The sequence below is a fragment of the Streptomyces hawaiiensis genome (genome assembly GCF_004803895.1).
Classification (GTDB): domain Bacteria; phylum Actinomycetota; class Actinomycetes; order Streptomycetales; family Streptomycetaceae; genus Streptomyces; species Streptomyces hawaiiensis.
On sequence record NZ_CP021978.1, the window covers coordinates 1,539,484 to 1,552,406 of the forward strand.

General features: G+C 71.1%; 9 protein-coding genes. 6 read left to right on the forward strand and 3 right to left on the reverse strand.

Features of this window, described 5'->3' with window-relative positions; genetic code table 11:
* Nucleotides 1-167: 167 nt before the first annotated feature.
* The gene (locus tag CEB94_RS07125) at nucleotides 168-2,135 is read right to left on the reverse strand and encodes an acetoacetate--CoA ligase (protein WP_175431353.1); all 1,968 of its coding nucleotides are present in this window, start codon (nucleotides 2,133-2,135) and stop codon (nucleotides 168-170) included.
* Between the two features lie 212 nt (nucleotides 2,136-2,347).
* Between CEB94_RS07125 and CEB94_RS07130 the strand changes: the two genes are divergently transcribed.
* The gene (locus CEB94_RS07130; protein ID WP_175431354.1) at nucleotides 2,348-4,711 is read left to right on the forward strand and encodes a glycoside hydrolase family 31 protein; all 2,364 of its coding nucleotides are present in this window, start codon (nucleotides 2,348-2,350) and stop codon (nucleotides 4,709-4,711) included.
* Between the two features lie 2 nt (nucleotides 4,712-4,713).
* Here the strand turns inward: CEB94_RS07130 and CEB94_RS07135 are convergent, their stop codons facing one another.
* Nucleotides 4,714-5,250 carry an NUDIX domain-containing protein gene (locus CEB94_RS07135; RefSeq protein WP_175431355.1) on the reverse strand — a complete coding sequence of 179 codons (537 nt, stop codon included), beginning with the start codon at nucleotides 5,248-5,250 and terminating at the stop codon, nucleotides 4,714-4,716.
* Nucleotides 5,251-5,297: 47 nt separating this feature from the next.
* Nucleotides 5,298-6,107, reverse strand: a complete 810-nt coding sequence (locus CEB94_RS07140; protein WP_175431356.1) for a M15 family metallopeptidase — start codon at nucleotides 6,105-6,107, stop codon at nucleotides 5,298-5,300.
* Between the two features lie 176 nt (nucleotides 6,108-6,283).
* Here CEB94_RS07140 and CEB94_RS07145 point away from each other — a divergent pair, with 176 nt between their 5' ends.
* The 5 genes from CEB94_RS07145 to glpK all read left to right on the forward strand — a co-directional run bounded on the left by CEB94_RS07145 (nucleotide 6,284) and on the right by glpK (nucleotide 12,844).
* Complete coding sequence (locus CEB94_RS07145; RefSeq protein ID WP_175436924.1) at nucleotides 6,284-6,709, forward strand: Zn-ribbon domain-containing OB-fold protein; 426 nt, start codon at nucleotides 6,284-6,286, stop codon at nucleotides 6,707-6,709.
* Nucleotides 6,706-7,896 carry a lipid-transfer protein gene (locus CEB94_RS07150; RefSeq protein ID WP_175431357.1) on the forward strand — a complete coding sequence of 397 codons (1,191 nt, stop codon included), beginning with the start codon at nucleotides 6,706-6,708 and terminating at the stop codon, nucleotides 7,894-7,896. Before CEB94_RS07145 ends, CEB94_RS07150 begins: the two co-directional genes overlap by 4 nt.
* A gap of 167 nt (nucleotides 7,897-8,063) precedes the next feature.
* Nucleotides 8,064-9,731 (forward strand): GGDEF domain-containing protein, encoded by a 1,668-nt coding sequence (locus CEB94_RS07155; RefSeq protein ID WP_175431358.1) that lies wholly within the window; start codon nucleotides 8,064-8,066, stop codon nucleotides 9,729-9,731.
* Between the two features lie 776 nt (nucleotides 9,732-10,507).
* On the forward strand, nucleotides 10,508-11,305 hold the full coding sequence (locus tag CEB94_RS07160) for an MIP/aquaporin family protein (RefSeq protein ID WP_175431359.1): 798 nt from the start codon (nucleotides 10,508-10,510) through the stop codon (nucleotides 11,303-11,305).
* A gap of 18 nt (nucleotides 11,306-11,323) precedes the next feature.
* A complete protein-coding gene (gene glpK / locus CEB94_RS07165; protein WP_175431360.1) occupies nucleotides 11,324-12,844 on the forward strand; it encodes a glycerol kinase GlpK in 1,521 nt (506 codons plus the stop codon).
* The last annotated feature ends 79 nt before the right edge of the window (nucleotides 12,845-12,923 follow it).

The window sequence follows — 12,923 nt, forward strand, 5'->3', positions numbered from 1 at the left end:
CGGTCGATCAATGCTCACTCACAGTAATCGGCGGCACTGACAATGGGCCCTTCGCCCGGTGACCGCGCACTCGGCCGGGGACGGAAGGCGCAGGTCACTGCTGGGGATCCGCTGCTGCCTGCGCCTTGAGCCCTGGTGACGGGGAGTGGTGTGCTGGGGTAGTCGGGTCAGGCTCGTTCGCGGGCCAGGTCCTCGTAGAAGCCGAGCAGGTCGAGGTTGTCGATGGAGCCCGGGTTGACCGCCTTGTCCAGCGGGGTGCCTTGGAGGAGTCGCTTGACGGGGACCTCGATGCGCTTGCCGGTGAGGGTGTGCGGGACGCCGGGCACTTCGATGATCTCGTCGGGGACGTGGCGCGGTGACAGTTGCTCGCGGATCGTCTGCTTGATGCGGTTCAGCAGGGCCTCGTCGAGGACGTGTCCGGGGGCCAGGTGGACGAAGAGGGGCATCCAGTAGCCGCCGTCGGGCTGCTCGATGCCGATGACGAGGGACTCCCTGATTTCGGGAAGGCGTTCCACTGCTTCGTAGATGTCGGCGGATCCCATGCGGACGCCCTGGCGGTTGAGCGTGGAGTCGGAGCGGCCGTGGATGACGACGGATCCGCGGGAAGTGACGGTGATCCAGTCGCCGTGCCGCCATACGCCGGGGTAGGTGTCGAAGTAGCTGTCGTGGTAGCGGCTGCCGTCGGGGTCGTTCCAGAAGTGGATGGGCATCGACGGCATGGGGTTGGTGACGACGAGCTCGCCGACCTCGTCGACCAGGGGGTTGCCGCTGGGGTCCCACGACTGCAGGTCGGTGCCAAGGCAGGGGGCCTGGAGCTCGCCGACGTGGACCGGGAGGGTCGGTACGGCTCCGGCGAAGCAGGAGCACACGTCGGTGCCGCCGCTGACGGAGGCGATCCACAGGTCGTCGCGGACCTCGTCGTGCAGCCAGCGGAAGCCGTCGGGCGGCAGGGGCGAGCCGGTGGTGGCGACGCACTGGACGGAGGAGAGGTCGAAGTCGCGGGACGGGTGCACGCCGGCCTTGCGGCAGGCCATGACGTAGGCGGCGGAGGTGCCGTAGAGGGTGGCCCCGGTGCGTTCGGCGATCCGCCACTGGGCGCCGGTGTCGGGGTAGCCGGGGCTGCCGTCGTAGAGGACGATCGTGGTGCCGGTGAGCAGGCCGGAGACGAGGAAGTTCCACATCATCCAGCCGGTCGAGGTGTACCAGAAGAAGCGGTCCTCGGGGCCGAGATCGCAGTGCAGGCCCAGTTGCTTGAGGTGTTCGACGAGGATGCCGCCCTGCGACTGGACGATGGCCTTCGGCAGGCCGGTCGTGCCGGAGGAGTAGAGCACCCACAGAGGGTGGTCGAAGGGCACCTGCTCGAAGACGGGGTCCGTGTCGGCCGAGGTGAGGGCCGACCAGTCCAGCGCGCCCTCGGGTGCCTCGGTGCCGAGGAGCGGGATGTGGATCACGGCGCGCAGGGTGGGCAGTTCGCGGCGCAGTTCGGCGACGGCCTCGCGTCGGTCGTGCTCCTTGCCGCCGTAGCGGTAGCCGTCGACCGTGAAGAGCACGACGGGTTCGACCTGCTGGAAGCGGTCGAGGACACTCCGGGCGCCGAAGTCGGGCGCGCAGGAGGTCCACACGCCGCCCACGGCGGCTGTGGCGAGGAGGGCGACCACGGCCTGCGGGACGTTGGGCAGGTAGCCGCTGACGCGGTCCCCGGGGCGTACGCCGAGAGCGCGCAGCTCGGCGGCCAGGGAGCCGACCTCGCGGCGCAGCTCGGCCCAGGTGACGGGGCGGGGTTCGTGTGTCTCGTCGACGTGCAGGAGGGCTGGTTCGTCGGCGCGGGTCTCGGCCGCGCGCAGGGCGTGTTCGGCGTAGTTGAGGGTCGCTTCGGGGAACCACTGGGCGCCCGGCATCGAGCGGTCGCCGAGCACGCGCGCGTAGGGGGTCGAGAAGCGGACGTCGAACCACTGGGTGACGGCTTTCCAGAAGGTGTCCAAGTCGTCGACGGACCAGCGCTGCAGGGCCGCGTAGCCGCCCTCGGCGGGGGCGCCGTGGTGTTCGGCGGCCCAGGCCTGGAATCTGGTGATCCGTGCCCGGGCGATGCGCTCGGGATCGGGCTGCCAGAGCGGCTGCAAACTGTCGGTCGACATGGTCGGCTCCCGGACTGTGTCGCGTCGTGTGCGTCCTCCGCGCACGGGCTGGGGTGTGCGCGTGAGCGGCTGGCACGGACAATGCCATGTGATCGACTTCGGCACCAGGGCGCGCCCCACATAGTCCGTGTCGTGAAGATGTGGTCCTGGCACGGGTGAACGGCAGTTGAACGACACTCGTGCGCGGGGCTGTCAGTGGCAGGGTGAGCAGCATGAACGGTCGTGACCTGGTGCGTTCGGTGAAAGCGGTGGCTTCGGTGGGGGCGGCGCAGGGTGTGCGAACCGTACGAGCAGCGTGGCGCAGGCGCCGGGCCGACGCCACCGGGCTGCCGGCGCGTGGGGCGGAGCGTGCGCGGGTGCCCGGGCCCGTGGAGGACGCGGAGCCGGGGCCCGGAGGCGGTGTCATCCGGTTCAGCCGGTCGGAGCTGCGGATCCTGGTGGCCGTGACCGGTGCCGTGTTCTGGGGCTGGGACGGGGCGGAGCCCGAGCCGTCGTACGCGCTGGCCGGCCGTTGTCCGGAGCCGGATCCGCGTGCGGTCCTGGAGCCGGACAAGGACGGTGGCTGGCGTGTGGTGGCCGAGCGGGTGACGGTGGTGATCTCGCGGCACGGCGCGGTGGAGGTACGTACTCCGGGTGGTGTGACCCTGCGTCGTGATCTGCCGCCGCGGTGGTGGGAGCCGGTCGGCGGCGGCCCGGCGCGGTGGATGCAGCGGTCGGAGGTGGCCGCCGACGCGCGGTTCTTCGGGCTCGGTGGGCGGACCTCGGGTCCTCGGCTGCCGGACGGGACGTACCGACTGTGGAACACCGATCCCGGCCGTGCCTTCGCGCCCGGGGACGACCCGCTGTACATCACGATGCCGGTGCAGCTGGTGGTGTCCGATGGCGGTACGCATCTGGCGTTCCATGACAGCTCGTGGGACGGCACGGTGACGCTGCGGCAGGGCGAGGAGGGCGCGGGTTCCGGTCACGACCGTGACGGGACGAGCGAGCTGCGGATGGACGGCGGTCCGCTGCGCTGCTGGGTGATGGTGGGCACTCCCGCGCGCGTGCTGCTCGCCTGGGCGTCGCTCACCGGGGCGCCCGCACTGCCGCCCGCGTGGGCGCTCGGGCATCATCACGCGCGGTGGGGGTTCGGCAGCGAGCAGGAGGTGCGGCGGATCGTCGCGGGATACCTGGAGCACGGTCTGCCGCTGGACGCCGTGCACCTGGACATCGACCACCTCGAGGCGCATCAGGTGTTCACCGTCGACCAGGACCGCTTCCCCAAGCTGCCCGTGCTGGCCGAGGAGCTGCGGCGGGACGGCATCCGGCTGGTGTCGATCGTCGATCCGGCCGTGAGGGCCCTGCCCGGCCATGCGGTGTATGACGGCGGGGCGGCCGAGGACGCGTTCGTGCGGGACGCCTCGGGTGGGGTGGTGGAGGGTGTCGTGTGGCCCGGGGAGGCGGTGTTTCCCGATTTCACGCACGCGCGCGTGCGTGAGTGGTGGGGTGGTCTCTACGAGGAGCGGCTCGCCCAGGGCTTCTCGGGTTTCTGGCATGACATGAACGAACCCACGTCGTTCACCGCCTTCGGGGAGTCGACGCTGCCTCGTTCGGCCAGCCACTTCCTGGAGGGGCGGGGCGGTGACCACCGCGAGGCGCACAACGTGTACGCGCTGTGCATGGCGAGGGCCGGCTTCGACGGGCTGCGGAAGCTCCTGCCCGAGGAGCGGCCGTTCCTGTTCTCCCGCTCCGGGTGGGCCGGCATGCAGCGCTACGGGGGGACGTGGTCGGGGGACGTGGCCACCGGCTGGCCGGGGCTGCGGGCGTCCTTGGCGCTGGTGATGGGGCTGGGGCTGTGCGGCGTCCCGTACTCGGGGCCGGACGTCGGGGGCTTCGACGGGGATCCGTCCCCCGAGCTGTATCTGCGGTGGTTCCAGCTGGGCGCGTATCTGCCGCTGTTCCGTACGCACGCGAGTCTGCGGGCGGGGCGCAGGGAGCCGTGGGAGTTCGGTGGCGAGGTGCTGGAGCACGCGCGCGTGGCGCTCGTCGAGCGCCGGCGGCTGCTGCCGTACTTCGTGACGCTGGCGCATCTGGCGCGGCGTACCGGAGCGCCCTATGTGCGGCCGCTGTGGTGGGCGGCGCCGGAGGAGCGGGCGCTGCGTGACTGTGGGGACGCCTTTCTGCTGGGTGACAGCCTGCTGGTGGCGCCGGTGCTGGACCCGGGCACCGACCGGCGTGCCGTGCGGCTGCCGCGGGGGCGCTGGTACGACACCGCGACAGGGCAGGCGTACGAGGGGCCGGGGCAGGTGCTTGTCGCAGCGCCCCTGTCGCGGATCCCGGTGTTCGCACGCGCGGGTGCCGTGCTTCCGGTACGCGGGGAGGACGGCGGGCTGGAGCTGGAGGTGTGGGCGCCCGCCCGGGGGCGGACCGGGGGCGGGCTGGTGGTGCCCGACGGGGGCGAGGGGTGGGACGAACCGGAGATCGAGCGCTACACCGCTCGGTGGATGGGCTCGCGGGTGGTCGTGGAGCGGGAGGGTGAGAACGGCGGCGCGCCGCTCTACCCGGTGCGCGTCCGCGGGGCCGGGGAGCTGTGAGCTCAGATGTACCGGCCCTCGAACCAGGCCCGTACGGCCAGGGTGTGCAGGGGGAAGGCGAGTTCCTCGGCTCGGCGCAGGAGGTGCCAGCCCTCTGTTTCGTCCGTGGCGGCGGAGGAGGGCAGGCCCTCGGCCGGGCGCTCCGGGAGGAGACCGAACAGCAGCAGGTGTCCGTCGGGTGAGCTCATCGCGTCGACCAGCCGTACGTCACGGCCGGCGGCGTCGATGCCCGTCTCCTCCCTGAGTTCGCGTATGACGGCCTGCCGCCAGTCCTCCCGGTCGTCGATGTAGCCGCCGGGCAGGGCGATGCCCCCGCGCGCGGGAGCGATGGTTCGGGTGATGACGACCAGGGCGGTGCCGTTGGTGTCGTACACGGGCTGGAGGGCCACCGCGACCGGGAGCGGGTTGCGGTAGGCCACGGCCCCGCACGCCGGGCAGGTGCGGGGCCAGCCGGTGACGCCCTCTGCGTAGGGCGCGCCGCAGCTCGAACAGTGGGAGTTCGGCGCGGAGTTGGGAGCGGAGTGCTGAGTTTCGGACACGCGGCGGACTGTAGCCGATCACGGAGAGGGCGCCTCGGGCAGGCTGCTCAGTGAGCGCTGCTGAGCGACTTCCTGGACACCGGGAAGTCGAAGTACGTGTCCGGATGGGCTTCGGGCTTGAAGGTGTAGTGCCACCACTCCTCTGCCATGTTCACGAATCCGAGGCCTTCCAGGGTGCTCTTGAGCAGCAACCGGTTGGTGCGCTGTTGGCCCTGGATGCGGGGGCCGAGGGTGTGCGAGAGGGTGTCGAAGCAGTCGAAACCGGTACCCATGTCGATCGAGTTGTCGGGGAACCGCTCGCCCTGGGGAGCGAAGCACGGCGTCAAGGGCTCCCCGGGGTGGTAGGGCCGGGTCGGCTTCGCCGGGAGTCTGACGAGCGTGACGTCCAGGGTCGAACCGCGACTGTGGCCGGATTTCGCCGCGATGTACCCGTCGGCGAAGAGCCGGGTCTTGTCGACGTTCGGGTAGAACTCGCCCTTCATCGCCTCGTCGTCGAGGTCCTCGGCCCAGCGGACGAAGTGGTCCACCGCCCGCTGTGGCCGGTAGCAGTCGTACACCTTGAGCGAGTAGCCCTGGCGCAGGAGCTTTTGCTGGGCCTTGTGGAGGGCTTCGGCGGCGGGGCGGCTGAGGATGCAGAGGGGCTGCCTGTAGCCGTCGATGCGCTCGCCCACGAAGTTGTGCGGGGTGACGTAGCGCATCTCCTGGATGATCGTCGGGTCCACGCTTCTCAGCGCCACGAAGTCCTTCGGCGCCTTGGGATCGGTTCCGGCCCGGGCGGTCGCGGTGGGGGCGGTCGATGCCAGCAAGGCGGCGAACGCGGTGATCAGGGCACGTGCCACGGTGGTGAATCGCGTCATGCCCCTGCGTCTACCAGGAGTGGGGGCACCGTGGAAAGGGATCGGATGCGGCGCGGCGACCGCCCGCCGGTTTTCGGTCTCGTGGACTGCCGATCTCCGACCGGCCGTGCCACACTCCTGACGTTCCGTCAGATCCCGTCTGCGGGGAGGGTGCTGTGGCGCGTGCACGAACACCTGTGGTGGCAGGGTGGTTCACCGGGGAGGGCGATGATTTCCGGCTGCTCGGCACGCGCTGTTCGGCGTGCGCCTCGGTCTTCTTCCCTCGGGAGGACCATCACTGCCGCAACCCCGATTGTGGGGGCGGCGAGTTGGCGCCGGTCCCGCTGTCGCGGCGGGGGCGCGTCTGGTCGTTCACGGACAGCCGATATCGGCCACCGTCACCCTACGTGACCGATCCGGAACTTTCGTGGGAGCCGTGCGCGTTCATCGCTGTGGAGCTGGAGCCCGAGCGGATGGTGGTGCTGGGACAGGCGGCTCCCGGGATCACCGTCGCCGAACTGGCGGTGGGCCTGGAGGTGGAGGTCGTGCCCGGTGTGCTCCACGAGGACGCGGAGACGACCTGGACGACGTGGCACTGGCGGCCGACGGGGGTGACGGCATGACGGAAGAAGTGGCGGTGCTCGGCGCGGGCATGCACCCGTGGGGCAAGTGGGGGCGCAACTTCACGGAGTACGGCGTCGCAGCGGCCCGCGCGGCGCTCATCGACGCCGGGCTGGAATGGCGGGACATCGGCGCGATCATCGGCGCGGACACGGTGCGGGGCGGCTATCCCGGGTATGTCGCCGGGGCGACGTTCGCGAAAGCACTGGGTTGGCAGGGGGCCCGGGTCACCAGCGTGTACGCGGCGTGTGCGTCCGGGGCGCAGGCCATCGAGGCCGCACGGGCCCAGATCCTCGCCGGGCTCGCCGATGTGGTGCTCGTGGTGGGGGCGGATGCCGCTCCCAAGGGGTTCTTCCGCCCTGCGGGCGGGGACAGGCCGGACGATCCCGACTGGCTCAGGTTCCGCATCCTCGGGGCGACCAACCCCGTGTACTTCGGGCTCTACGCCCGCAGACGCATGGCGTTGCACGGCGACACACCGGACGACTTCGCACAGGTGAAGGTGAAGAATTCGGCGATGGGCGCGCTGAACCCCTTCGCGCGCTACCGCGGACGCGTCACCGCCGAGGAGGTCGCCGGCTCCGCCGTCGTCGCCGACCCGCTGCGGCTGCTCGACATCTGCGCGACCTCCGACGGCGGCGCGGCGGTGGTGCTCTCGAGCATGGAGTTCGCGCGTGGCCACGGGCAGGCGGAGCCGGTGCGGATCCGGGCCGTGTCCACAGTGACACCGCGTTATCCGAACACCGTGCTGGACCTGCCGGAGATCGCCACGGACTCCGCGGTGGCCGTGGATCCGCCCGAGGAGACGTTCCGGAGATCGATCACTCGCACGGCCTACGAAGAGGCGGGTATCGGGCCGGAGGACTTGTCGCTGGCCGAGGTCTACGACCTGTCCACCGCCCTTGAGTTGCAGTGGTACGAGGACTTGGGGCTGTGCGGTGAGGGCGAGGGTGTGAAGCTGTTGCGCGACGGGGCGACGGCCCTGGGTGGTCGCATACCGGTGAACGTCAGCGGTGGACTGGCCTCCTTCGGCGAGGCCGTTCCGGCGCAGGCGATAGCCCAGGTCTGCGAACTATCGTGGCAGTTGAGGGGCGAGGCGGGTGACCGGCAGGTCGTGGGAGCGAGGGTGGGGATCACCGCGAACCAGGGGCTGTTCGGGCACGGATCAGCGGTGATCGCGGTGCGGTGAGCCACAGCGGCTGGACCGGCGCCTCGGCTGGTGCTGGAACTGGTGCCGGTCGTACCGCCACATCAGGCCGGGCCCGGAGCCATACGCTGTGTGATCGCGCCGGAATCCTGCGTGAACGTCTCATGAACTGCGCTTGGGCGTGCGCCGGTGGCGTCAATCATGCTCCCGTGCACTCCTGGACGGACACTCTCCGCTTCGCCTTTCAGCCGGTGGTCAATCTGACGACCGGCGCGGTCGCGGGGCTGGAGATACTCGCCCGCCCGGAGACCGGCGACATCCTCGCCGAGGCCCGCCGGGATCCTGAGCTCGACGGTCGCCTGGCGGTGTCGGCGCTCCGCGCGGCGGTACGCAAGCAGACCCTGCTTCCGCTGTTCGTCAACGTGTTCGCCGGGACCCTAGCGGACCTCGGCGGGCTCCCGGCACTGCACGACGGCGTGCGCGAGGCGGGCCGGCTTCCGTGGGAGGTGACGATCGACGTCTGTCCGCCGTACACGCATGTGCCGCAGCCGGCTCTGCTGGACGCGGTGGCCTCGCTTCGCGGGCAGGGCTTCCGGATCTGCGCGGACGGTGTCGGGGACGGGGATGTGCCCCTGCGGCTGCTCTCCGACCTCTCGCCCGGCCTGGTGAAGCTGGACGCGTCGCTGCTGGCCCGGCCGGCGGTGATGCGGTCGATGCGGACGCTGTGCGACGAGCTGGGGGCGCTCCTGGCCGTCGAGGGCGTGGAGACCGAAGGGCAGTGCGCGGCGGCGTTCGCGGGCGGGGCGCAGCTGGCCCAGGGCGATCTGTTCGCGCCGCCGGCGCGCCTGCCCGCCGCCCACGTCTACGTCCCGCCCCGCTCCCCCGTCGAGGTGGCCGCACCGCGGACCGGGCCGTCGGTGCGGGAGTTCGTCCGGCCCGCCGCTCTGCTGCCGGCCACCGCCTCTGCCGGCCGGGTGCGAGCCCTGCTGACAGGGTCGCCGGACGTGTCCGGGGTGTTGCTCGTGGACCCCACGGGCGTGCCGGTCCGGTCGGTGCACCGCTCACGCTTCCTGCTGTCGATGTCGGGGCGCTACGGGCACGCCCTGTACGCCGACCGGCCTGCGGCCAAGCTCGGGGACCCGCCACGGACGGTGGGCGTCGACGCCACGGCGTGGGAAGTGCTGGAGGTGGTCGCGGTCGGCGGACGGGGCCGCACCTCGGACGACGTGACCGTGGTGGACGAGTGCGGGCGGTGCGTGGGGGTCGTGCGGCTCGCGGACCTCGTGCGGGCGCTGGCCGAGACACGGGTGGAGGAGGCGGCAGGGCTGAATCCTCTGACGCGTCTGCCCGGCTCGGACGCGATCACCGCCGAGGTGGACCGGCGGGTCGCCGCGGGGCGGACGTTCGCGTTGAGCTGGCTGGACGTCGACCACTTCAAGCAGGTCAACGACGGGGCCGGGTTCGCTTGCGGCGACGATCTGATCCGGGCGGTGGGCCGGGCGCTGCAACAGGCCGCGACGGACGGCGCCCGCGTCGGGCACATCGGCGGGGACGACTTCCTGGTGCTCGCCGATCCGGACGGTCTTGGTCCGCTGGCCGCCTCGGTGCTGGACGCTTCCTGGTCGGCGGGGGGCCGGCCGGTCACGCTGTCGCTCGCGACGCTGGTGTGCACGCCGGGCAGCGTGAGCGACCACCGGCAGGCCGCGGCCTGCCTGGCTCCGTTGAAGAAGGCGGCGAAGGCGCTGCACGGGGCGAGTTGGGTGGTGGGCCGGGCGGGGATGCCGGGCCACGAAACCCGCCGGGGCTCGCAACCGGCACCGACACCGGCGCCAGCGGGGTGCGGGGTGGCGGTCGAGAGGGACGCGCAGGGCGTCTGAGACGCGTGGGAAACGGCTGAGCCGCGGTGACGCGACCGGGCTCGGGGCGCGCGCCGGCTTCCTGGCGTCGGGATCCACTCCGCCGGCGGGTTTCTGGCCGTCGGGCTCCTCTTCGGCGGGATCCAGGCCGGTGGGTTCCTGGTCGGCAGCGCACGCGGGGGTCGCGGCGCTGTCGGGGTCGTGCCCGGACGCGGCCGGCAGCGGCCCGCCGGGGCCCTTCCGTGGTGGCCATGGCCCCGCCGGACTCCTGCGGTTGAGAAACCGCAAGGTCAGGTGAATCCTGGACACTAGCAAGCGAGGAGTCAGGTGCGGCCGGACTTTCGCCCCCAGGCGGAGCCCGGCGGAGGCCGGACACCATCAGCCAAGCCTCGCGCGGCTCACCAAGGCCCGCGCGGGTCCGGAACAGATCTGAACAACGACCCGACCGGGCGCGCCATGGCCGAGCAACCGGCCCTTCGGTCCAGCGCGAGCCCGGCGGCCGTCGAAGGCCGTGGACCGTTGCGGTCGGCGACCTTGACGCTCTTTGGGTGCCGGTGAACACTTCCGGTGTCAGTCGACATCGCCGTACATAGGCGGCGTATTCCGGCACTGCGGCGCGTGGATGCGCCTGCGCCAAGGCCCATTTCCCACGGGCGATTCGGCTGCGACGGCACGCTCGTCACGGATGCCGGGCGGGGCGCGGGATCTCCCCGCCTTCGGCTGAAGTAGCCACGGGTAACGCACCCTGCAGGTGAGAACCGGGGCCGGTCGTCCCGGGCCAGGGCTGAGGAGCCGCCATGAGTAACGGAGACATTTTCGTCGGCGAGATGATCGGCACGGCGATTCTGATCCTGTTCGGTGCGGGCGTCTGCGCCGCCGTCACCCTTCGGTTCTCGAAGGCCAGGGCTTCAGGCTGGATCGTCATCGCGTTCGGCTGGGGATTCGGTGTCCTGGCCGGCGCGTACACCGCCGCCCCGCTGTCGGGCGGGCACATCAACCCCGCCGTCACCCTCGGCCTGGCCGTCGACACAGGCGTGTGGGACAAGGTCTGGATCTACCTGCTCGGGCAGATCGTGGGGGCGATGCTGGGCGCCGTCCTTGCGTACCTGCTCTACTTCGCCCAGTTCCAGGCCAACGTGCGGAAGACGGGCACCACGGAAGGCACAGCGGACGAGCCGGTGCCGACGCTCGGCATCTTCGCCACCATCCCTGAGATCAGGAACCCGGTCGCCAACCTGATGACGGAGATCCTCGCGACCATCGCCCTGGTACTGCCCATCCTTGCCCTGGTCGGCGACAACAGGGTCGTCCAGGGCGTCGGCATCGGTCCGATCCCGGGCGAGGGAGCCGGTATCTACGGTTCCGGCATCTCGATCTTGTTGGTGTCCCTGCTGGTCGTAGGGATCGGTCTCTCCCTCGGTGGGCCCACGGGTTACGCGATCAACCCAGCGCGTGACCTCGGTCCGCGCATCGTGCACCAGTTCCTTCCGATCCCCAACAAGGGAGCATCCGACTGGGGGTACGCGTGGGTCCCGGTGGTGGGACCTGTTGTCGGCGGAATCCTCGGGGCTCTCATCTACAACGCAGCCTTCTGACCAGCCGAAGGGGTAGCCATGACGGACAACTCCGCGAAGTACGTCGCAGCCATCGACCAGGGCACCACGTCGAGCCGCTGCATCGTCTTCAACCAGGACGGCGCGATCGTCGCCGTGGACCAGCGTGAGCACCGCCAGATCTTCCCGAAACCCGGCTGGGTGGAGCACGACGCCACCGAGATCTGGTCCAAGGTGCAGGCGGTGGTGGCGGGGGCGATCGCGAAGGCCGGTCTGAGGGCCGACCAGCTGAGCGCGATGGGGATCACCAACCAGCGCGAGACGACCCTCCTGTGGGACCGGGCCACGGGCAAGCCGGTGCACAACGCCATCGTCTGGCAGGACACGCGGACGGCGGCACTGTGCAATCAGCTGGGCGGCTCGGACGGGCAGAACCGCTTCCGTGAGCAGACGGGCCTGCCACTGGCCACCTACTTCTCCGGGCCCAAGGCGGCCTGGCTGCTCGACAACGTGCCCGACCTCCGGGCGCGTGCCGAGCGCGGTGAGATCGCCTTCGGCACGATGGACTCCTGGCTGATCTGGAACCTCACCGGCGGCACGGACGGCGGGCAGCACGTCACCGACGTGACCAACGCCGGACGCACCATGCTGATGAACCTGGAGACCCTCCAGTGGGACTCCTCGATCCTCTCGGCGATGAACATCCCCGAGGCCATGCTGCCCGAGATCCGCTCCTCGGCCGAGGTGTACGGCACCGCCGTCGGCCAGCTCGCCGGTGTGCCGGTGGCCTCGGCGCTGGGCGACCAGCAGGCGGCCGTGTTCGGGCAGGCCTGCTACGACGTGGGCACGGCGAAGAACACCTACGGCACGGGAAGCTTCCTGCTGCTCAACACGGGCAACCGCCCGGTGGCGTCGAAGAGCGGCCTGTTGACGACGATGGGGTACAAGATCGGCAGTGAGGCGCCGGTGTACTGCCTGGAGGGGTCGATCGCCATTACGGGCGCGCTGGTGCAGTGGTTCCGCGACCAGCTGGGCATCATCCGTACCGCCGACGAGATCGAGCCCCTGGCGGCGAGTGTGGAGGACAACGGCGGCGCGTACATCGTGCCGGCGTTCTCGGGTCTGTTCGCGCCCTACTGGCGCTCCGACGCGCGCGGCGTGGTCACCGGCCTGACCCGGTACGTCACCAAGGCGCACCTCGCGCGCGCGGTGCTGGAGGCGACGAGCTGGCAGACGCGCGAGGTCGTGGACGCGATGTACCAGGACTCCGGGGTGCACATCACCACCCTCAAGGTCGACGGCGGCATGACGAAGAACAACCTGCTCATGCAGCACCAGGCGGACGTGCTCGACGTGCCGGTGGTGCGGCCCAAGGTCTCCGAGACGACCTGTCTGGGCGCCGCGTACGCGGCCGGTCTGGCCACCGGTGTGTGGAACGACCTCGACGAGCTCAAGGCGCACTGGCAGAAGGACGTCGAGTGGACGCCGGACATGGAGGCGTCGGTGCGGGACCGCGAGTACCACAACTGGCGCAAGGCCGTGGAGAAGAGCTTCGGCTGGGAGGAGGACGGCGACAGCTGACCACGCGCGCGTGGAGCGTCGCTTCGCCGGCGGCCCGTTCCCCGGTCGGCGGGGGTACGGGCCGCCTACGCCGAGGCGG